Genomic DNA, 19997 nt, shown 5'->3' on the forward strand with positions numbered 1-19997 from the left:
ACTATGTGTATGGAGCGGTTGCAAGTGTTGTTTCGACCGGCCCCATCGCGAGCAAGCTCGCTCCCACAGGGGATTGGTGAACATCACAGATCCTATGTGGGAGCGAGCTTGCTCGCGATGGCGTCCTTAAGGACGGCGAAGATGCCTGATCAGAAGTAGTACCCGATGTTCATGTACAACTGGTTCTCCCACTGATCAGACCCACCCGCACCCAGGCTCTGGGTGTAGCTGCTGCCGCCGATGTAAGGGTCGTTCTTGCCGAAGATCCACTCGGTGGCGATCCACAGCTTGCTGAAGGAGAATGAGGTGCCGAGGATCGCCCGCTGGGAGGTCTTGAAGTCATCGGCGGATTTGTCGAAGGCGCTGTAGTTGGCGTACAGCTTGACCCCGCTGATCTGGTCGAACAGGTACTTGCCCGCCACGTCATAGCTCAGGTCCGCCACATACAGATTGCCGCGGCTGGCGACGTTGTAGGTGCCGTCGTAACCGCCCAGGGTCACCACTTCATCCGAGCCCGGGTTGCGCGGCGACATCTGTTGGCGCGCGGCCTGCAACTGCACGCCCCACGGACCGTTCTTGCCCAGGTAATGCACGGCCGCGACGTTGCGTCGACCGTTGTTGTCGGTGTCCTTGTTCTCGATGCTCGAGGTCAGGCCGGAAATACCCACTTCGGATTTCCACGGCCCCAGGTCCAGCGCCTTGGCCACCCGCAGTACCACGGTGTTGCGCTCCTGGTTGTTGCTGCCATCGGCCACATAGCTGTCCGCTTCGGAGACCACGCTGGAATAGGTCACGCCTTTGCTGGTGCCTTTGCCTTGCCACGCCGGGCGCAGGTAGTAACCGGCCTGGACGTTCCAGTCGCCACTTTGCTGGATGTATTTGGTGCCGATCTGCTGCACGTCTTCCAGGCCGATGACGTTGCCCAGGGTTTCGTAGAAGGTGCTGCCGAAGTAGGGCTGCAAGCCGAACGGCACCGTGTTCAGGCCCACTTGCACCTGCTGGTCGGGGTTGAACTTGTAGCCAACCCAGGCGTACTTGGCGAACTGGATGTCGCCGTAGTTCTTGGTGTACTGGTAGGGGTAGGAGCGACCGTAGAAACGGTACTGGGCTTCACCGATCCAGCTCTCGGAATTGTATTTGGCGCTGAGGAATACCGTGTCCAGGCCGAACTTCTGAATGTCGCGGTCCGGGTCGTAATCCCAACGGGCCCGAACGGCGCCGCCAAGGTCCAGGTTGTCGGTGACCTGGACTGCCATGGCCGGTGCGGCCAAGGCGCCAAGTACCGGAATCAGGGCAAGGGAATGGATGGCGCGAAGGGTGGTTGTGCGCAATGTCGTGTTCCTTTTTTTGGTTTTATGGTGGCAACAGCAACCCAGGCCACGGCGAATGCCGTAGCGTGGGGAAAGGGTTTATGGGTCAGTGGGCCTGGGGTCTGATCAGGCGCAAGGTCGGGCCATCGTCGGGTGTGGCCGGCAACGCCGAAGCGCCCGGTGCCGCCGCCAGCAACGTCTGGGTGTAGTTGTTCTGCGGACGCAGCAGCACCTGTTCGGCGCTGCCGTATTCGACCACTTCGCCCTGGCGCATCACCGCGATGTAGTCGCTGATCTGCGCCGCCACGCGCAGGTCGTGGGTGATGAACAGGATGCTCAGGTTAAGCCGCTGCTGCAGCTCGGCCAGCAACTCCAGCACTTGCTTCTGCACCGAGACGTCCAGCGCCGAAACGCTTTCATCGGCGATCAAAACCTCGGGACGCATCGCCAGCGCCCGGGCAATGCCGATGCGCTGGCGCTGGCCGCCAGAGAACTGCCGGGGCTTGCGTTTGAGGGCGTCACGTTTGAGGCCGACCTGTTCGAGCAGATCACCGGCCTCGGCCCAGGCATCCTTGGCCGACAAGCCGCGCAACTGGGCCGCGCGGGCAATGATGTCGCCGACCCTGTGACGTGGATTGAGCGAGCCGTAAGGGTCCTGGAAAATCATCTGGATGCGCCGCCGATTGGCTGCCAGCGCAGCGCCACGCAGGGCGAGGAAATCCGTGTCACCAACCCAGACGTGACCGCTGTCGCTGTCGACCAGGCGGATCGCCGCTTTCACCAGGGTGCTTTTGCCCGAGCCGGACTCGCCGACGATCGCCAGGGTCTTGCCCCGTGGCAGTTGCAGCGAGACATCCCGCAGCGCTGCCACCGAGCGGCCGCCGACGTTGTAGGTCTTGTTCAGGCGTTCGATGCGCAGCGCCAGTTCGCCATCGGCACTGGGCACATGCAACTCCGGGTGCAGCGCCGGGACGGCGGCGATCAGTTTGCGTGTGTAAGGGTGCACCGGCGCGTTGAGCACCTGGTCACGCTCTCCGATTTCCACCAGCCGGCCACCTTCCATCACGGCGATGCGGTCGGCGATTTCCGCGACCACGCCGAAGTCGTGGGTGATGAACAGAATGCCGTGCTGGCCACGGCCACGCAGCTCGCGCACCAGCTTCAGCACTTGCGCCTGGGTGGTCACGTCCAGCGCCGTGGTCGGCTCGTCGGCGATCAGCAGGTCCGGGTTCATCGCCAGCGCCATGGCGATCACCACCCGTTGGCATTGGCCGCCGGAGAGCTGGTGCGGGAAGCTGTTGGCGATCCGTGGCGGGTCGGGCAAATGGGTCGAGTCGAGCAGGGCGAGCATGCGTTCGCGGCGTTCGGCGGCGGGCATCTGCGGGGCGTGAATGTCGAAGATTTCCTCGACTTGTTGACCGATGCGAATCGCCGGGTTCAACGCCGCCATCGGCTCCTGGAAAATCATCGCGATGCGGTTGCCGCGCAAGCGCCGCAGGTCCTGTTCCGGCAAGCGGCAGATGTCATCGCCGAGAAAATCGATCACGCCTTCGCTGTGACGCAGGCCCTTGGCGTAGTCGCCCATGATCGCCGCCGAGAGCACTGATTTGCCCGAGCCGGACTCGCCGATTACACAGAGAATTTCGCCTTTGCGCACTTCGAAGTTGATGCCGTGCACGGCATGGCTGCGATCGGCACCGGCCGGCAATTCAATGGAGAGGTTCTCCACGCGCAGCACTTGTTGCAGGTTCTGTGGGTGGCTCATGCTCAGCTCCTTGCGCCTTTCTGCGCGTGTTCGTCGAGGCCGTCGGCCAACAGGCTCAGGCCCAGCATCAGGGTGGAGATGGCAATGCACGGGAAGATCACCAGATGCGGGAAGGCGATGGCCATGCTGCGGCCTTCGTTGATCATGCCGCCCCAGTCCGGGGTTGGCGGCGGCAGGCCCAGGCCGAGGAAACCGAGGGCGCCGATCATGATCGCGGTGTAGCCGATGCGCAGGCAGAAATCGACGATCAGCGGGCCGCCGCAGTTGGGCAGGATTTCCACCAGCATGATGCGCAGCGAGCCTTCGCCCTGGGTGATCGCGCTGAGCACGTAGTCGCGCGAGCGAATGTCGATGGTCAGGGCACGCATGATGCGGAAGATCGCCGGGGCGCTGGTGAAGGTCACCGCGATCAGGATGTTCAGCGCCGAGGCGCCGAGGGCGATGATGATCACGATGTACAACACCAGCACCGGGAACGACAGCACGGTGTCGGCGACGTAGGACAGGAAACCGTCGACCTTGCCGTTGAAGTAGCCGGCGCACAGGCCCATGGCGATGCCCACGGCGAAGGCGGTGAGGGTGGCAAGGATCGACCAGAACAGCACGGTGCGGGTGCCCCAGATCAGCCGCGAAAGAATGTCGCGGCCAATCATGTCGGTGCCCAGCAGGAATGTCTGGCCGTCGGGATCCGCGGTCATCGGCGTCAGCAGCGGGCTGAAGCTGGCCAGCGGATCATGGGGTGCCAGCCAGGGCGCGAACGCCGCGACCAGCACCCAGCCGCCGACCAGCAGCAGGCCGAGCAAGGCCAAAGGATGCTTGAACGATTGCAGGAAGCTCATTGGCCACCTCCGCCGAGACTGCGCAGGGTGATGCGCGGGTTGAGCCAGGTGTAGGCCAGGTCGGAAAAGATTTTTGTCGCGCCGACCACCGCGCCGCTGATCATCGCGCAGGCTTCGATCAGGTAGACGTCGTGGTTCAGTGAAGCGGTGTAGAGCAGCGAGCCAAAGCCCTTGTAGGCGAAGAACACCTCGACCACGATCACATTCGACAGCAGCCAGGGGATGTACAGCATGATCACCGTGATCGGTGCGATCAGCACGTTGCGCAGGGCGTGGCGCAGCACGATGCGCGAGGTCGATGCACCCTTCAGGCGTGCAGTGCGGATGTACGGCGCCTGCATCACTTCGACCATCGAGGCGCGGGTGATGCGCGCCAGGTAGCCGATGCCGAACAGGCACAGCACCATCAGCGGCAGGGCCAGTTCTGCACTGTTGAAACCGTCGCTCATGCTGCTCACGCCCGGCAGCCAGTTGAGCCAGAACACGAAAATCGCCGAGACGAACACCGCACTGGCGAAATCCGGAATGGAGGTGGTGACGATCGACAGGAACGACACCAGGCGGTCGACGAACGAGCCCTGGCGAATGCCCGCCAGAATGCCCAGGGTCAGGGCCACCGGGACCATGATCAGCAGCGCCAGGCCGGCAAGGATCAGGGTTTGCCCGAGGTTGGGCAGCAGCAGGTTGATCACCGGTTCACGAAAGTGCACCGAAGTGCCCCAGTCGCCACTGACGAAATCCTTCAGCCACACCAGATAGCGCCACAGGAACGGCTGGTTGTAGCCATGTTCCAGCAGCCACGCGGCGCGCTGGTCGGCGGCGGAGTAGGGGCCGAGGACGTTGATCGCGACGTCCTCGATGTTCAGTTCGAGGGCGACGAATACGATCAGCGACACCGACAGCAGGGTCGCGATCAACGCCATCAATTTGCGCAACAGAAATTCAGCCATGCTTGCAGGCTCCGGCTAATCAAGGGATGCGTGCCCGCCGTACCAGGCGGTGGGCGGGCACCGAGAGGGCTGCGCGTCAGGCGCTCAACCAGACTTCATCCATTGGGTAGAAGTCCGAGGGGTGAACTTTGAAGCCCTGGACCTTCTTGCTGGTGGCAGTGAACTTGTCCGCCCAGAACGGCTGCACCATCACCGCGTCGTCCTGAAGGATGCGCTCGACCTCCTGCATGGCCGCGGCGCGTTGTTTCGGGTCGATGATGCCCATGGCCTTGTCCAGGGCGGCGTCGAAAGCCGGGTTGCTGTAGTGGCTTTCGTTCCACGCTGCGCCGCTGCGGTAGGCCAGCTCCAGGGACATCACCCCCAGCGGACGGTGTGCCCAATAGGTCAGGCTGAACGCGGCCTTGTCCCAGATCGGCCAGTACTGGGTGGCCGGGATCACCTTGAGGTTGATGCGGATGCCGGCTTCCAGGCAGTTTTGCTGGAGGATCTGTGCGGTGTCCTGTTCGTAGCGGCCCTGGGTGTTGCCGACGATCAGGTCGATGTCCAGGCCATTGGCGAAACCGGCTTCGGCCAGCAGTTTTTTCGCGCCCGCGACATCGCGTTCGCGTTTGGGCAGCGGTGCGTATTCCGGATGGGACGGCGCGACGTGGTGGTCTTCACCGAGGGTGCCCATGCCGCGATAGGCGATTTTCAGCATCTGCGCGTTGTCGGCACACAGCGCCACGGCTTTGCGCACGCGCACGTCGCTGAAGGGCTTCTGGTCGCAGGCCATGCGCATGACCACGGTCTGCGCCGACTTGCAGCTGAGCAGTTGTGCGCCCGGCAAGCGTTTCGCCAGGTCCAGCTCGGCCACGGTGACGCGGTACAGCACATCGACCTGACCGGCCTGCAAGGCGGCCAGATGGGTGGAGATGTCGGTGCCCATGTCGACGTAACGCAGTTCGTCGAGGTTGGCCGGTTTGCGCCAGTAGTCGGCGCGCTTGGCGAAGGTGGCCTGCTTGTTCACCGCAAAGGACACCAGCTTGAACGGGCCGGTGCCGATCGGGTTTTTCGTCCAGTCGTCACCGTTCTTGAAGCTGCGGTGCACCAGGGTGCAGGTAAACGCGCTGAGCATTTCCGGAATGGCCAGGATCGGCCGCTTGAGCACCAGGCGGAACTGATAAGGGCTGACTTTCTCGACGGCAGCGATGTCCTGGAACGCGGTGCGGTTGACCGACTTGGAGTCGGCGGCGATCCAGCGATTGAGGTTGTGCTCGACATCGTCCGAAGTGAACTCGTCGCCGTTGCTCCACTTCACGCCCTGACGCAGGTTGAAGGTCCAGGTCTTGAGGTCCTCGGACGGGCTCCAGCTCTCGGCGAGGTAGGGGTGAGTGATGTTGTCGGCGTCGACCCAGGTCAGGAATTCCAGGGAGTTGCGCAGCAGGTTCGAGGCTTCGATCCAGGTGATCAGCATCGGGTCCTGGATTTCCTGGATGGCGCAGGCAAAGCGCAGGCTGCCGCCCTGACGGGGTGATTGCGCGTCGGCGGCGAACGCCGAATCGCCAAGCAGGGCCGAACCGATGAAAGTGCTGGCACTGGCCACGGTGACGCCGAGCAGGACGGCGGTGCGCAGAAACTGACGACGATTGATCTCGCCGCTTTTGACTTGGTTGCACAGGGCGTTGACGGCGGGATGCGGCGCAGTACCGTCCAGCGTTTTCAGCTCGTCGAGATGGGGCATGGGGCAGCTCTCATGTTGTTTTTATTAGAGATGGCCGCAGTTTTGTCATCCGTGCCTTGGTCGACAAACGATAAATTCAGCGTTTAAACGTTCGATAAACGCATGTTACTGGCGAGGGGCCATGCCAGTGCCTGATCTAGACCGGCCGAACACAACCCTTGTAGGAGCGAGCCTGCTCGCGATGGCGGTGTATGGGGCGACATTTTTGTGTCAGGTACGATGCCATCGCGAGCATGCTCGCTCCTACAGAGGGGCGCTGTGTGTTGAAGCAGGGATTGTCCTACACAACACAAAAATGCATGTTACTGCGGAAATTTCCTACGGAGCGTGGGATGCTAGTGACCAGGTCAGTCTTCCACGAGAGCCCTCCATGAAACGAAAAATGCCCGGCCTCAATGCCCTCAAAGCCTTCGAAGTCGCCGGCAGCACCGGCAGCTTCACCCGCGCTGCCGAACTGCTGAATGTCACCCAGAGCGCAGTCAGCCGGCAGGTGCGTCAGCTTGAAGAACAACTCGGCGAGAACCTGCTGGAGCGGCGTCACCATCACCTCGACCTGACCAGTGCCGGGCGCGTGTTGCTGCGGGCGTTGCATCAGTCGTTCGACAAGATCGAGCTGACGGTGCGCAGCATCCAGCAGAAAACCCATTCCAATCGTCTGCACATCAACGCGCCGCCAACCTTCACCAGTCGCTGGCTGATGCCACGCCTGGGACGCTTGCGCGAGCAGCACCCGGAGCTGGAACTGAGCATCACCACGCGCCTGCAGGACAGCCTGGCAGAAACCAGCACACTCGATTGTGCGATTCGTTTTGGCGATGGCGAGTGGGACGGGCTCAACAGTTCGCTGTTGATTCAGGAACGGCACATTGCGGTGTGCGCGCCGTCCCTGTACGCCCGGGAGTGGAGCGAGCAGGGCCTGGACCTCAATCGCCTGACCCTGCTGCATGTGCTGGCCCGCGAGGATCAACGCTACCTGACCTGGAAGCATTGGCTGGATGCGGCGCGCATTACCGGCGTGGACACCCAGGGCGGCTATGAATTCGACTTGCTCGACCTGGCGATTCAGGCGGCGACCGATGGCTTGGGCATCACCATTGCCGACTGGCACATGGTCGCCTCGGAACTGGCCAGCGGGCAATTGACCCAGGTGCTGAACGTGCATGTCGACGGCCATCAATCCTACTGGCTGGTGACCCGGCCCGAGCAGACCGAGATGCCGCAATTGCAGGTGTTCGCCCAGTGGTTGCAGGAAGAGATCTGGTTGGCGCAGCGGCAGCTGGAGCCTTCGACTGCGGCTGTCTAGTCAACGCAGGCCTACTGTGGGAGCGAGCCTGCTCGCGATGGTGGCCCGGGCAACGCGGGGTGTCTGGTGCCCCGTGTCATCGTTGACGACCATCGCGAGCAGGCTCGCTCCTACAGAGAATCGAATCGCTGGTGAGTAACCTGCATTTTTCGAATGTTACACCGCTCAATAAATCGTTTGTTCAAAGCGCGTCAGATGCCAAAACTGCCGGAACTGGATAAAAACAACGATGGGCGATGCACATGCGAGTCGAGCGAAATTTTGTTAATGGCCACTTCACCGAACCTGCCAGCGAGGCGCTGATCGCGGTCTACAACCCTGCGACTGAAGCCCTGGTCGGTCACGTTTCGGCGGCCACCGCCGATGAAGCCACCGCGGCAGTCGAGGCGGCGCAAGCAGCACAAAAAGTATGGGGCAAGCTCACCAGCATCGAGCGCGCCGATCACTTGCGTGCCTTCGCCGATGCCCTGGAAGCCAATGCGCAAAACATCGGTGAAGCGCTGGCCGCCGAATCCGGCAAGAGCGTTGCCGACGCCAGCAACGAAGCCCGTTACGCCGCGCAGATCACCCGCTACCACGCCGAGTGGGCACGGCGTATCGAAGGCGAGATCATCCCCAGCGACAGCCCCAACGAAAACCTGTTTCTGCACCGCGAACCGATTGGTGTGGTCGCCTGCCTGATTCCGTTCAACTACCCGGTCTACACCCTGCTGCGCAAGATCGCCCCGGCGTTGATTGCCGGCAACACAGTGGTGGTGCGTCCGAGCAACAACACGCCGACCTCGGCTTTCGAGATCGCCAAGGCCGTGCAGCAGTCCGGTTTGCCTGCCGGGGTGGTGAACATCCTGACCATGGATCACGGCACTGCTGCAGTGGTCTGCACCCATAAAGCCGTGGGCCTGATCACCCTGACCGGCAGCGTCAACGCCGGGCGCATCGTGCTCGACTACTGCAAGGCCAACATCGCCAAGCCGTCCCTGGAACTGGGTGGCAAGACCCCGGCGATCATCGAGGCCGATGCCGACCTTGAAGCGGCCGCCACGGCCATCGTCGGCTCGAAGACCACCCACTGCGGTCAGTTGTGCACGGCGGTGGAGCGGGTCTACGTACACGAGAGCGTGCATGACCGCTTCCTCGCGCTGCTCAAGGCGAAGATCAGCGCGGTGCAGTTCGGCGATCGCGCCAACGATGCTGCTCTGATGGGGCCGTTGGTCAACGCCAGCTCGCAGAAGAACATCCATGCCATGGTCGAGCGCGCCATTGCCGACGGCGCGGTACTGGAAGCCGGTGGCTTCTTGCCGGAAGGCAAAGGCCATTTCTACCCGCCGACCCTGCTCAGCCATTGCCGCCAGGACATGGAAATCATCCAGGAAGAAATCTTCGGCCCGGTACTGCCGGTGCTCAAGTACCGCGACATCGACGAAGCCCTGGCCATGGCCAACGATCACCAGTTCGGCCTGTCGTCGGTGCTCTACACCGAGAACTACCGCACCGCGCAGAAAGTCGCCAACGCCATCGAGGCCGGCGAGCTGTACGTCAATCGCACCCCGGCCGACCCGTACCAGGGTTACCACGCCGGCTGGAAGCGCTCGGGCCTGGGCGGTGATGACGGCAAGCACGGCATGCTCGAGTTCACCCAGACCCGTCTGGTGGTGATGAAGTACTGATCTGCACGCAATACCTCCTGTGGGAGCAACTCGCTCCTACAGGGGCCTGAGTAACTATAAAAACAATTATCAGAGCGCTCCGGACCACCGGGCGCCAGAGGTCTACTCGATGTCCAAGCCTGCAACCCCTGTTGCCGCTGTTCGGGATGCGAACGCCGGTTCACACAGCCACAGCGACAAGGGCAGTCGCTATCTGCAATTGATGCTGCTGGTACTGGCCGCCGGTGCGATCTACCCGATCCTGTACCTGCGTCAGGTCTACCAGACCACCATGCTCGAAGTGTTCCAGATCAACCACAGCGAGCTGGGTTATCTGTACTCGATGCTCGGCACGATCTTCCTGCTGTCCTATCTGCCCAGCGGCTGGCTGGCGGATCGCGTGGCGCCACGCTTCCTGATTTTCTTCTCGCTGGTGGCCACCGGTGCCCTGGGCCTGTGGTACTCCACGGCGCCATCGATGACCGGGTTGATGATCATCTTCGGTTGCTGGGGCCTGACCACCGGCCTGACCTTCTGGGCCTCGGTGCTCAAGCGCGTGAAGATGATTGCCCACCACAGCGAGCAGGGCCGCTTCTTCGGCATTCTCGATGGTGGACGCGGCCTGGTCGAAGCCTTGCTGGCCACCGTTGCCCTGGCGTTGTTCGCCTTTGCCACCGAAACCCGTGGCGAGTCGGTAGCCGAAGGCTTCAAGCATGTGGTGTATCTGTATTCCTTCACCTGTATCGCCATCGGCTGTGTGCTGGTGCTGATCAAGGACCCGAAGGCGATGGAAGACACGCCAGCGGTGGAGAAGGGCAAGTACAACCTGCTCAGCGACCTGATCACCCTGGTGAAAATCCCCGAGCTGTGGCTGGTGACGGCGATCGTGTTCTGCGGCTATCACATCTTCTGGGCCACCTACAGCTTCTCCGACTACCTGCAAGGTGGCGGCATGACCGCCGTGATGGCCGGCACCATCACCACCATCAAGCTGTGGATGCGACCCATCGGCGGCATCGGTGGCGGCTGGCTCGGTGACAAGTTTTCGAACATCTCGGTGCTGTGCGTGGCCTTGCTGCTGGCCAGCCTGGCGATGATCGGTCTGATCGTGTTCCCGGCCCTCAACAGCCTCGGCCTGCTGATCGGCACGGTGATCTTCATTGGCCTGATGACCTACGCCATTCGCGGGTTGTACTGGGCGATCCTCGACACCTGCAACATTCCGCTGCGCATCACCGGCCTGGCCATCGGCATCGTCTCGGTGGTGGGTTACCTGCCGGACGCGTTCATTCCCTTGATCAATGGCTACCTCACCGAACAGTTCCCCGGTGCCTTTGGTTACAAGCTGTATTTCGGCTACATCGCCTTCGTCGGCCTGCTCGGAACCCTGGCAGCCCTGACCCTGCGCGCACGAATCAATCGTAAATCCACGAATAAGAAAACAGGTGCCTGAGATGAAAATCGTCGCCCTTGAAACCCATATCGTTGCCGTTCCGCCACCGCACATCGGCGGCATGTACTGGCTGTTCGTCAAGATCAAGACCGACTGCGGCATCGAAGGCGTCGGCGAAATCTACGCCGCAACCTTCGGTCCCAAGGCCATGCTGCCGATCATCGAGGATGTGTTCGAACGCTACCTGCTCAACCAGGACCCGCACCACATCGAGCGCTTCTTCCGCCAGGCCTATTCCAGCGGTTTCACCCAGCGTCCGGACCTGACCATGATGGGCGTGGTCAGCGGCCTGGAGATGGCCTGCTGGGACATCATCGGCAAGGCGGCGAACAAGCCGGTGTATGAGCTGCTCGGTGGCAAGGTGCATGAAAAGCTGCGCTCGTACACCTACCTCTACCCGGTGAACAGCAAGGGCGAGTACGACTACGACGATCCGGACCTGGCGGCCGAGTGCGCCATCGAGAACATGAACAAAGGCTTTACCGCCCTCAAGTTCGACCCGGCAGGCCCGTACACCGCGTACTCCGGCCACCAGATCTCGCTGGAAGTGCTGGAGCGCTGCGAAACTTTCTGCCGCAAGATCCGCGAAGCAGTGGGCGACAAGTGCGACCTGCTGTTCGGCACCCACGGGCAGATGGTGCCGTCTTCGGCCATACGCCTGGCCAAGCGTTTGGAGAAGTACGACCCGCTGTGGTTCGAAGAGCCGGTGCCGCCGGGCCAGGAAGACGCCATGGCGCAAGTCGCGGCCAAGACCAGCATCCCGATTGCCACCGGTGAACGCCTGACCACCAAGTACGAATTCTTCAAGCTGCTGCAAGCCGGTGGTGCGTCGATCCTGCAGATGAACGTCGCCCGCTGCGGCGGTCTGCTGGAGGCGAAGAAGATCGCCAGCATGGCCGAAGCCTACTACGCGCAGATCGCCCCGCACCTGTACAACGGGCCGATTGGCGCGGCGGCGAGTTTCCAGTTGGCGACCTGCACGCCGAACTTCCTGATCCAGGAAAGCATCATGACCTGGGGCGGTTTCCATGCCGAAGTCCTGACCAGACCGCTGCAATGGGAGGACGGCTACATCATCCCGTCCACCGAGCCGGGCCTTGGCGTGGAGCTGAACATGGAGGTGGTGCGCAAGCATTCGCCTTACACCGGTGAGCGCCTGCACCTGCAAATGGCGCCGACTCCGGCGGATGTCAAAGACACTTCGCCAGCCAGGGGCTGATGGGCTCTCAGACAATCGCAAAACCTGTGGGAGCGAGCTTGCTCGCGAAGAGGTCAGTGCATTCGGCATGGATGTTGACTGATCCGACGCTATCGCGAGCTCCCACAGGGGCAGTGCCTTGCTCAAGGGCATTCTTTGTATAACGACTTACGCGGTAACCGTGCATGACATACGACTACATCATCGCTGGCGCCGGTGCAGCAGGCTGCGTTCTGGCCAATCGCCTCTCGGCTTCCGGGAAACACACGGTGCTGCTGCTCGAAGCCGGCGGGAAGGATTCGTCCCTCTGGTTCAAGATCCCGGTCGGCTTCGCCAAAATGTATTACAACCCGACCTTCAACTGGATGTACTACAGCCGCCCGCAGAAGCAATTGAACAACCGCGAGATCTACGCGCCGCGGGGCAAGGTACAGGGTGGTTCCGGCTCGATCAACGCCATGATCTACGTGCGTGGCCAGGCCCATGACTTCGACGACTGGGCGGCCAACGGCAATGATGGCTGGGGCTTCAAGGACGTGCTGCCGTACTTCCGCAAGCTGGAAAACCATCCGCTGGGCGACAGCGAGTATCACGGTGGCAGCGGTCCGATCAGCATCACCCCGATGAAGGGCCAGACGCACCCGATCTGCGATGTGTTCCTCAAGGGTTGCGATGAACTCGGCTACCCGCTGAGTGACGATTTCAATGGCCCGAAATTCGAAGGGGCGGGGATCTACGACGTCAACACCCGCGATGGTCAACGTTGCTCCAGCAGCTTTGCCCATCTGCACCCGGCCTTGAGCCGCCCGAACCTGAGCGTGGAGCATTACGCCCTGGTCGATCGCGTGTTGTTCGATGAGTCGCAGCAGCGGGCCACGGGCGTCGCCATCACCCAACACGGCGTGACGCGCACCTTCATGGCCAATAAGGAAGTGATCCTCTGCGCCGGCGCGGTGGACACGCCGAAGATCCTGCAACTGTCCGGTATCGCCGATCAGGCGCTGCTGGCCCGGCACAACATCCCGCTGGTCAAGCACCTGCCAGCGGTGGGGCAGAACCTGCAGGATCACCTGTGCGCCAGCTACTACTACAAGGCCAACATCCCGACGCTCAACGACCAGCTCAGCTCGCTCTTCGGCCAGTTCAAACTCGGCCTCAAGTACCTGTTCACCCGCAAAGGTGCGCTGGCCATGAGCGTGAATCAGGCCGGTGGTTTTTTCCGTGGGGACGAGCAGCAGGCCAATCCGAACCTGCAGCTGTACTTCAACCCGCTGTCGTACCAGATCCCGAAGAACAACAAGGCCAGCCTCAAGCCCGAGCCTTACTCCGGTTTCCTGTTGTGCTTCAACCCGTGCCGGCCGACCAGTCGTGGCACCATCGAGATTGCCTCGAAGAACCCACGGGATGCGGCGCTGATCGACCCGAACTATCTGAGCACGCAAAAGGACATCGACGAGGTGATCCAGGGCAGTCGCCTGATGCGCAAGATCATGCAGGCGCCGGCGCTCAAGGGCATTACCGTCGAAGAGGTGCTGCCGGGCCCGGTGGTCGATACCGACGCAAAAATGTTGCAGTACTTCCGCGAAAACAGCGGTTCGATCTATCACCTGTGCGGTTCTTGCGCGATGGGGGCGGACCAGCAGAAGTCGGTGGTGGACAAGCGCCTGAAAGTCCATGGCCTGGACGGTTTGCGCATCGTCGATGCGTCGATTTTCCCCAACGTGACCTCGGGCAACACCCACGCCGCGGTGCTGATGGTGGCGGAGAAGGGAGCCGACCTGATTCTGCAGGACGCCTGATGTTCGACGTCCGGTTGCATCAAAAATGAATTTCCGTCGAGTCCGCTGCTCATACGTTTAAGCAGCGGTTCAGAGCCCGCGAATTCATTGAGGCAATCAGGGAGCGGCACGGTCATGAGTGGAGTACCGACGGCAGGTGGACATCCAACCGGCGGGTTGATTCTGGTGGTAGAGGACGATCCGCTGATCCTTGAGTTTCTCTGTGAGATTCTTCAGGAGGAAGGCTTTCAGGTCGAGCCGCACGTCAGCGCGGACGCAGCAGTGGTGTACCTCGAAGAGCATGCGCCGGAAGTCGGCATGCTGCTGACGGACATCACCATGCCCGGCACGCTCAATGGCGCAGACCTGGCCAATCAGTTCGGCGATCGCTGGCCGGACAAGCCGATCATGATCATGTCCGGGTTCGAAACCCCGGACAGTTCAGGCGTGCGGCACCCGGTGTCATTCATCAAGAAACCCTGGGCCATTGGTTCGTTGCTGGACTGTGTCACCAGCACATTCAAGCCAACCCGGCTGAACTGACCGCAGCGCAGATGCTACATTGCCGGACCTGTCCGTTCGGCACCCGCGAGGTTCCCTTGTCCGATCACGCTGTCTTCAATACCACTTACCGCGCCTTTCTGTTTGATATGGATGGCACTGTGCTCACCTCCATCGCCGCTGCCGAGCGTGTCTGGACCACCTGGGCGGTGCGCCACGGTGTCGATGTCGAGCGTTTCCTGCCGACCATTCACGGTGCCCGTGCCATCGACACCATCACGCGCCTGGGCTTGCCCGGCGTGGATGCCGAAGCCGAAGCGAAGTGGGTCGCCGAGGCGGAAATCGAAGACGTCGATGGCGTTGCCGAGGTGGCGGGCGCAACGGGTTTTCTCAAGTCATTGCCGGCCCACCAATGGGCCATCGTCACGTCCGCTCCACGGGAGCTGGCCTTGCGCCGTATGGCGGCAGCGGGCATTACCGAGCCTGGGGTGATGGTGACCGCCGAGGATGTCACGGCCGGCAAGCCTGATCCGGCGGGGTATCGTTTGGCGGCACGGCGACTGGGAGTCGAGATCGGGGACTGCCTGGTTTTCGAGGATGCCAACGTGGGCATACAGGCGGCGGAAGCGGCGGGTGCCGATATCGTCGTTATCACCTCGACCCATGAGCAGCCAATCCAGACGCGCCATGCGACGCTGGCGAATTACGAGGCGGTTGAGGTTCGCGTGGAGAACGATGGTCTGCGACTGCACGCTCCCACAGTGGGGCAGTGCGCGAATCAGTAGATCCTCGGGATCAGCCGCCAGGTGTGGGCGCAATAGGCGTCGTACTCGCTGCCGAACTGTGACCGCAACAAGGCTTCTTCGGAATGAATCCGTGCAATCAGCGGGATCACCGTCAACACCGCCAGCAACAACCCGACCCCCGAACGAAACGCCAGTGCCCAGCCCACGGCAATGACCAGCATCCCCAGGTAACTGGGGTTGCGCAGATGCCGATAGATGCCATCGGTCACCAGGCGGTGTCCCGGCTGGATCGCCACCAGTCCGCTGAATCTGTTGCCCAGCACGAACACCGGCCACAGGCGCAGCGCACCACCGAGGATGAACAGCAAGGCCCCGAGCCAGCGCACGCCTTCGCCACCGAAGGTGCAGAAGTCGATGCGGTCGGTATAGGCCGGGAGAAAACCGCTGACCAGACCGATGATGCCGAACGCCGGAATCACCCAACGGTTGGCCCGATCCTCCCGCTCACCCGAGCTCAGATTGACTCGACTGAACAGCGACACAACGGCCATCACCAAAGTTGCCAGCGCGACGACTGTCAACGATCCATGGGAGAAGTACGCGGCAAAACCACCGATGCCCCAAATCGCCAGGGCGAGGTAGGCGAGGGTGCTGACGATGGCGAAAAACGCCAGTCTGGCTGAAACGTTCATGACGGCCTCACTCAAACAAAACCACCTCCCTACAGTGTAGGAGCCGGCTTGCTGGCGCTGCTGTTTATCGATTGATCTTCAATGTCCATTGTCCGCACGTAGCTGGCTACGCAGCCTGATCCGAGCGGGCATTGCGCCGGATCACCTGCGGCGGTTGTCCAAACGCGCGCAGGAACGCTTCGCGCATGCGCCGGCGATCAATGAAGCCGCTTTCGGCGGCAATCTGGTCAAGGTTCAGCCTGCCGCGTTCGAGCATCTGCCGCGCCGTTTCCAGGCGCAGGTTCTCGATGGCCTTGGCTGGTGACTGACCGGTTTCGGCACGGAATGCGCGACTGAACTGGCGCGGGCTGAGGTTGGCCACTTCGGCCAGTTGCTCGACCGACAGGGTTTGTGCGAGATGCTCGCGGGCGTAGGCGAGCACGGTCTGGATACGGTCGGATTTCGGTTGCAGTTCCAGCAGGGCCGAATGCTGTGACTGGCCTCCGGCACGGCGGTGGTACATCACCAGTTTCTGCGCCACGGCGCGGGCCAGTTCGGCGCCGTGGTCCTTTTCCACCATGGCCAGGGCCAGGTCGATGCCGGCGGTCATGCCGGCGGAAGTCCAGATCGAACCGTCGACCACATAGATGCGGTCTTCCTCGACCTTGATCGCGGGAAAGCGCGCTTGCAACTCCCGGGCGTAGGCCCAGTGCGTGGTTGCCCGGCGCCCGTCGAGCAAGCCGGCCTGGGCCATGACAAACGCACCGGAGCAGATCGAGGCGGTGCGCCGAGCCGTGTCGACGCTGGCACGCAGGTAGTCGATCAGGCCTGCGGAGGCCTGATCAAGGATCGAATCGCCACCGACGACGATCACCGTATCGAACACCCGCTCCCCGAATGCTTCGGTGCCGACGAAAAGGCCGCCGGAGGCACGCAGGGTCTGGCCGTTTTCCGATACCACGCGCACGTCGTACAGCGCTTCACCGGCGCTGAAGTTGGCGTACTCGAAGACCGGCATGGCTGCCAGCGCCATGGACTGGAATCCCTCGAAAACCACGAACGCCACGGAGATCATCGGAGTGTCCTCATATAACGATGTCCGAAAAACGTACTTTAAACGTCATTTGAGACGTTGGCGAGTGCATTTATAACGTTTCCACCACGGCGAATGTCTCGCCAAACGTAGAGGAAACGCACCATGACACTCTCATCCAAAGGTACCGCCCTGATCACAGGCGCCTCTTCGGGCATCGGCGCGGTGTATGCCGACCGCCTGGCCCGCCAGGGCTACAACCTGATTCTGGTCGCCCGCAGTCAGGGCAAGCTGAACACCCTGGCCAATCGCCTGGGCAATGAAACCGGGCGTGCGGTGGAAGTGGTGGTCGCTGACCTGATGGAAAAGGCCGATCTGCTGCGCGTCGAACAAATCCTGCGCAGCGATGCCAGCATCACGCTGCTGGTCAATAATGCCGGGGTCGGGGCGGTGCTGCCGTTGCTCGAGAGCCCGGTCGATGACATGGAGCAGATGATCAGCCTCAACGTCACCGCGCTGACACGTCTGGCCTACGCCGCGGTGCCGGGGTTTGTCGCCCGGGGTACCGGCACCGTGATCAACATCGCTTCGATCGTTGCCTTTGCCCCCGAAGTGCTCAACGGCGTGTATGGCGCGACCAAGGCCTTCGTGCTGGCGTTGACTCAATCGATGCAGCATGAGCTGGCGGAGAAGGGCTTGCGCATCCAGGCGGTGCTACCCGGTGCGACCGCTACCGAGTTCTGGAACGAGGCCGGCCATCCGGTGGAAAACCTGCCATCGGAGATCGTCATGCAGGTCGATGACATGGTCGATGCCGCGTTGGCGGGCTTGGCCATCGGCGAAGTGGTGACTATTCCGAGTGTTCACGACGGGGCGCAGTGGGACCGCTACGAGGCGCAACGCCAGGTGCTCTCCGGGTTGTTCGGCAACGCCACGGTGGCGCCGCGTTACCGCTGAAAACAGCGCAAGCAAGGCAGGGTCGTGAAGGCTATCCGGCGTTCACGAGCCCTGTTGCTGGCGTCGAGGATCGTCAGTGATCGGCGGCAACCCCTTCCTGGACAAGGATGGCGCGGGCCAGGTCCTCATCGCTGGCGTTGTTGAGGGCAGGATTGTCCTGGCGGATTTTCTGCAGGACGGCCTCCAGGTAAACGCCACGAATCGCACCGCCACTGGCGACGAAGCTGGAGGCATCGTCCCGTGCTGGAATCATGAGTTTATGGTCTTTGAAGGTCGAGTAGAGCGAGGCGGAGACGCCGGCCGAGGTGGCAACGTCTTCGGCATCCACTTTGGCCAGGGCCGAACCTGCAGGCAAACAAAGCAACAGAGAGGTAATGATAAAAATGCGGCGCATGACGGTGTCCTCCGACAGCATTTAGCAGCATAAGGGAAGTACCACATAATTTAGGATGCGCGGCGCTCCTCAGGAGTTCCCAGGCAATCCAAAGCAGCGTCTGCAGACGACCGATGATCGGTGGCAGGCCTGCTGTGCAGACTTCGGGTCTATGCTGGGGAGTGCGACTATCGCCATCGGAGAACTCTGATGATCACTGCGCGCACTGCCTGGTTGCTGGCCGACTACAAACGCTGGGCCAATCAGCGCCTGTTTGACAGTCTTGCGGCATTGCCGGCAGGGGAGGTCAGCAAAGCGCGCGATTCAGTGTTCAAGAACATGATCGGCACCCTCAATCATGTCTATGTAGTCGATTGCATCTGGCAGGCCCACCTGGAAGGCCGCGGCCATGGCTTCAAGACCTCCCATGACCTGTTGCATGCGGACCTGCTGGATTTGCGCCAGGCACAAAAAGAGATCGACGCCTGGTATTGCAGCTGGAGCGCCCGGCAATCGGATACGTCGTTGAACGCCTCGATCGAATTCAATTTTGTCTCGGGTGAAAGCGGGTCGATGAGCGCGGGAGCGATGCTCATGCACGTGGTCAATCACGCCAGCTATCACCGGGGCTGGGTGGTGCAGATGTATTTCGAGATTCCGGCGATGCCGCCGGTCACCGACATGCCGGTGTACTTGCGTGAATCCCGGCCGGCCGTCTTGCACACCCTCAGTCATCCGGTCGTGACGTCGGCGACGGTTGTGCCGTTCTCGAATGCCACCAGCGTTTTGCCGAACCGTTATCGTTGAAGTGTTGAGTCGGTGATTTCTTCGACGTAACGCTTTGCGGCAAGTCGTCTATCGTAATCAGTTGCCTTCAATCAATGCGCTTGCCGTTTCCGGTGACCGGACCGGCTGCGCCTGCATAACCGTCACTGGAGCTCGAGCATGAAGATTGATCTGAGTGGGAAACTGGCGATTGTCAGCGGCAGCACCGCGGGTATCGGCCTGGGCATCAGCAAGGCACTGGCCGAAGCTGGAGCGACAGTGGTGGTGATCGGTCGTGATGCGGCCAAGGTCGAGCAGGCGTTGGCGAGTATTCGCCAGCAAGTGCCGGGCGCGCAATTGCGCGGACTGGCGGCTGATCTCGGCACGGCCGAGGGCGCGGACAAGCTGTTCGCCGCCGAACCCCGGGCCGACATCCTGGTGAACAACCTGGGGATCTACGAGGCGGTGGATTTCTTCGACACCCCCGACAGCGAGTGGACGCGCTTCTATGAGGTCAACGTGATCTCCGGTGTGCGCCTGTCCCGGCATTACGTGCCGGACATGGTCAAGCAGGGCTGGGGGCGGGTGATTTTCCTGTCCTCCGAATCCGGGATCGCGATCCCGGCCGACATGCTCAACTATGGCGTGACCAAAAGCGCCAACCTGGCGGTATCCCATGGCCTGGCCAAGCGCCTGGCCGGTACCGGGGTGACGGTCAATGCGATCCTGCCGGGGCCGACCCTGACCGACGGCGTGGAGCACATGCTCAAGGATGCCATTGCCCAGTCCGGTCGCAGCCTGCAGGAGGAGGCCGATGCCTTCGTGCGCAAGGCGCGGCCGACTTCGATCATTCAGCGAGTGGCGGATGTCGCGGAAGTCGCCAATCTGGTGGCCTATATCGCTTCTCCGTTATCCTCGGCGACCACCGGCGCGGCCCTTCGGGTCGATGGCGGTGTGGTCGACAGCATGGCTATCTGAACCCTATTGAT

The 19997-nt window shown here is 61.9% G+C and carries 18 protein-coding genes; 10 read left to right on the forward strand and 8 right to left on the reverse strand.

What is annotated here, in order from left to right; translation table 11 throughout:
- Positions 1–149 precede the first annotated feature (149 nt).
- The 5 genes from EIY72_RS08055 to EIY72_RS08075 form a co-directional block, all read right to left on the reverse strand.
- On the reverse strand, positions 150–1331 hold the full coding sequence (locus EIY72_RS08055; RefSeq protein WP_197678827.1) for a hypothetical protein: 1182 nt from the start codon (positions 1329–1331) through the stop codon (positions 150–152).
- A gap of 85 nt (positions 1332–1416) precedes the next feature.
- Positions 1417–3075, reverse strand: a complete 1659-nt coding sequence (locus EIY72_RS08060; RefSeq protein WP_093218555.1) for a dipeptide ABC transporter ATP-binding protein — start codon at positions 3073–3075, stop codon at positions 1417–1419.
- A 2-nt stretch (positions 3076–3077) separates the two neighbouring features.
- Positions 3078–3914, reverse strand: a complete 837-nt coding sequence (locus tag EIY72_RS08065) for an ABC transporter permease (RefSeq protein WP_093218557.1) — start codon at positions 3912–3914, stop codon at positions 3078–3080.
- Positions 3911–4864 (reverse strand): ABC transporter permease, encoded by a 954-nt coding sequence (locus tag EIY72_RS08070; RefSeq protein WP_093218558.1) that lies wholly within the window; start codon positions 4862–4864, stop codon positions 3911–3913. Before EIY72_RS08070 ends, EIY72_RS08065 begins: the two co-directional genes overlap by 4 nt.
- Positions 4865–4940: 76 nt before the next feature.
- Positions 4941–6584, reverse strand: a complete 1644-nt coding sequence (locus EIY72_RS08075) for an ABC transporter substrate-binding protein (RefSeq protein WP_093218559.1) — start codon at positions 6582–6584, stop codon at positions 4941–4943.
- Between the two features lie 370 nt (positions 6585–6954).
- Between EIY72_RS08075 and EIY72_RS08080 the strand changes: the two genes are divergently transcribed.
- From EIY72_RS08080 to EIY72_RS08110, 7 genes are all read left to right on the forward strand, one after another.
- Complete coding sequence (locus EIY72_RS08080) at positions 6955–7887, forward strand: LysR substrate-binding domain-containing protein (RefSeq protein WP_093218562.1); 933 nt, start codon at positions 6955–6957, stop codon at positions 7885–7887.
- A gap of 242 nt (positions 7888–8129) precedes the next feature.
- Complete coding sequence (gene aldA, locus EIY72_RS08085; RefSeq protein WP_093230420.1) at positions 8130–9554, forward strand: aldehyde dehydrogenase; 1425 nt, start codon at positions 8130–8132, stop codon at positions 9552–9554.
- Positions 9555–9663: 109 nt separating this feature from the next.
- Complete coding sequence (locus EIY72_RS08090) at positions 9664–10986, forward strand: MFS transporter (RefSeq protein WP_093218564.1); 1323 nt, start codon at positions 9664–9666, stop codon at positions 10984–10986.
- Position 10987: 1 nt separating this feature from the next.
- Positions 10988–12205 (forward strand): mandelate racemase/muconate lactonizing enzyme family protein, encoded by a 1218-nt coding sequence (locus EIY72_RS08095; protein WP_093218566.1) that lies wholly within the window; start codon positions 10988–10990, stop codon positions 12203–12205.
- 164 nt (positions 12206–12369) lie between these two features.
- On the forward strand, positions 12370–13983 hold the full coding sequence (locus tag EIY72_RS08100) for a GMC family oxidoreductase (RefSeq protein ID WP_093218568.1): 1614 nt from the start codon (positions 12370–12372) through the stop codon (positions 13981–13983).
- A 114-nt stretch (positions 13984–14097) separates the two neighbouring features.
- Positions 14098–14505 carry a response regulator gene (locus EIY72_RS08105; protein WP_093218569.1) on the forward strand — a complete coding sequence of 136 codons (408 nt, stop codon included), beginning with the start codon at positions 14098–14100 and terminating at the stop codon, positions 14503–14505.
- Positions 14506–14561: 56 nt separating this feature from the next.
- Positions 14562–15248, forward strand: a complete 687-nt coding sequence (locus EIY72_RS08110) for an HAD-IA family hydrolase (protein ID WP_093218570.1) — start codon at positions 14562–14564, stop codon at positions 15246–15248.
- Here the strand turns inward: EIY72_RS08110 and EIY72_RS08115 are convergent.
- The gene (locus EIY72_RS08115) at positions 15242–15901 is read right to left on the reverse strand and encodes a methyltransferase family protein (RefSeq protein WP_093218572.1); all 660 of its coding nucleotides are present in this window, start codon (positions 15899–15901) and stop codon (positions 15242–15244) included. The two genes, EIY72_RS08110 and EIY72_RS08115, sit on opposite strands and share 7 nt — an antisense overlap.
- Before the next feature lie 106 nt (positions 15902–16007).
- Positions 16008–16955, reverse strand: a complete 948-nt coding sequence (locus tag EIY72_RS08120) for a GlxA family transcriptional regulator (protein ID WP_093218573.1) — start codon at positions 16953–16955, stop codon at positions 16008–16010.
- A gap of 123 nt (positions 16956–17078) precedes the next feature.
- Here EIY72_RS08120 and EIY72_RS08125 point away from each other — a divergent pair, with 123 nt between their 5' ends.
- Complete coding sequence (locus EIY72_RS08125; protein ID WP_093218576.1) at positions 17079–17870, forward strand: SDR family NAD(P)-dependent oxidoreductase; 792 nt, start codon at positions 17079–17081, stop codon at positions 17868–17870.
- A 73-nt stretch (positions 17871–17943) separates the two neighbouring features.
- Here EIY72_RS08125 and EIY72_RS08130 read toward each other — a convergent pair whose 3' ends face one another.
- The gene (locus EIY72_RS08130; RefSeq protein ID WP_093218579.1) at positions 17944–18264 is read right to left on the reverse strand and encodes a DUF2388 domain-containing protein; all 321 of its coding nucleotides are present in this window, start codon (positions 18262–18264) and stop codon (positions 17944–17946) included.
- 189 nt (positions 18265–18453) lie between these two features.
- Here EIY72_RS08130 and EIY72_RS08135 point away from each other — a divergent pair, with 189 nt between their 5' ends.
- Together EIY72_RS08135 and EIY72_RS08140 are read left to right on the forward strand one after the other, a co-directional pair.
- Positions 18454–19050, forward strand: a complete 597-nt coding sequence (locus EIY72_RS08135) for a DinB family protein (RefSeq protein ID WP_093218581.1) — start codon at positions 18454–18456, stop codon at positions 19048–19050.
- A gap of 138 nt (positions 19051–19188) precedes the next feature.
- On the forward strand, positions 19189–19986 hold the full coding sequence (locus EIY72_RS08140; RefSeq protein ID WP_093218585.1) for an SDR family NAD(P)-dependent oxidoreductase: 798 nt from the start codon (positions 19189–19191) through the stop codon (positions 19984–19986).
- The last annotated feature ends 11 nt before the right edge of the window (positions 19987–19997 follow it).

It is taken from the genome of Pseudomonas vancouverensis (assembly GCF_004348895.1).
GTDB lineage: Bacteria > Pseudomonadota > Gammaproteobacteria > Pseudomonadales > Pseudomonadaceae > Aquipseudomonas > Aquipseudomonas vancouverensis.

Excerpts from the sequence above, each read along its gene's own strand:
- EIY72_RS08060 (WP_093218555.1), bottom strand. The coding sequence starts at position 3,075 with ATGAGCCACCCACAGAACCTGCAACAAGTGCTGCGCGTGGAGAACCTC.
- EIY72_RS08065 (WP_093218557.1), bottom strand. The coding sequence starts at position 3,914 with ATGAGCTTCCTGCAATCGTTCAAGCATCCTTTGGCCTTGCTCGGCCTG.
- EIY72_RS08070 (WP_093218558.1), bottom strand. The coding sequence starts at position 4,864 with ATGGCTGAATTTCTGTTGCGCAAATTGATGGCGTTGATCGCGACCCTG.
- EIY72_RS08075 (WP_093218559.1), bottom strand. The coding sequence starts at position 6,584 with ATGCCCCATCTCGACGAGCTGAAAACGCTGGACGGTACTGCGCCGCAT.
- EIY72_RS08080 (WP_093218562.1), top strand. The coding sequence starts at position 6,955 with ATGAAACGAAAAATGCCCGGCCTCAATGCCCTCAAAGCCTTCGAAGTC.
- aldA (WP_093230420.1), top strand. The coding sequence starts at position 8,130 with ATGCGAGTCGAGCGAAATTTTGTTAATGGCCACTTCACCGAACCTGCC.
- EIY72_RS08090 (WP_093218564.1), top strand. The coding sequence starts at position 9,664 with ATGTCCAAGCCTGCAACCCCTGTTGCCGCTGTTCGGGATGCGAACGCC.
- EIY72_RS08095 (WP_093218566.1), top strand. The coding sequence starts at position 10,988 with ATGAAAATCGTCGCCCTTGAAACCCATATCGTTGCCGTTCCGCCACCG.
- EIY72_RS08100 (WP_093218568.1), top strand. The coding sequence starts at position 12,370 with ATGACATACGACTACATCATCGCTGGCGCCGGTGCAGCAGGCTGCGTT.
- EIY72_RS08105 (WP_093218569.1), top strand. The coding sequence starts at position 14,098 with ATGAGTGGAGTACCGACGGCAGGTGGACATCCAACCGGCGGGTTGATT.
- EIY72_RS08115 (WP_093218572.1), bottom strand. The coding sequence starts at position 15,901 with ATGAACGTTTCAGCCAGACTGGCGTTTTTCGCCATCGTCAGCACCCTC.
- EIY72_RS08120 (WP_093218573.1), bottom strand. The coding sequence starts at position 16,955 with ATGATCTCCGTGGCGTTCGTGGTTTTCGAGGGATTCCAGTCCATGGCG.
- EIY72_RS08125 (WP_093218576.1), top strand. The coding sequence starts at position 17,079 with ATGACACTCTCATCCAAAGGTACCGCCCTGATCACAGGCGCCTCTTCG.
- EIY72_RS08130 (WP_093218579.1), bottom strand. The coding sequence starts at position 18,264 with ATGCGCCGCATTTTTATCATTACCTCTCTGTTGCTTTGTTTGCCTGCA.
- EIY72_RS08135 (WP_093218581.1), top strand. The coding sequence starts at position 18,454 with ATGATCACTGCGCGCACTGCCTGGTTGCTGGCCGACTACAAACGCTGG.
- EIY72_RS08140 (WP_093218585.1), top strand. The coding sequence starts at position 19,189 with ATGAAGATTGATCTGAGTGGGAAACTGGCGATTGTCAGCGGCAGCACC.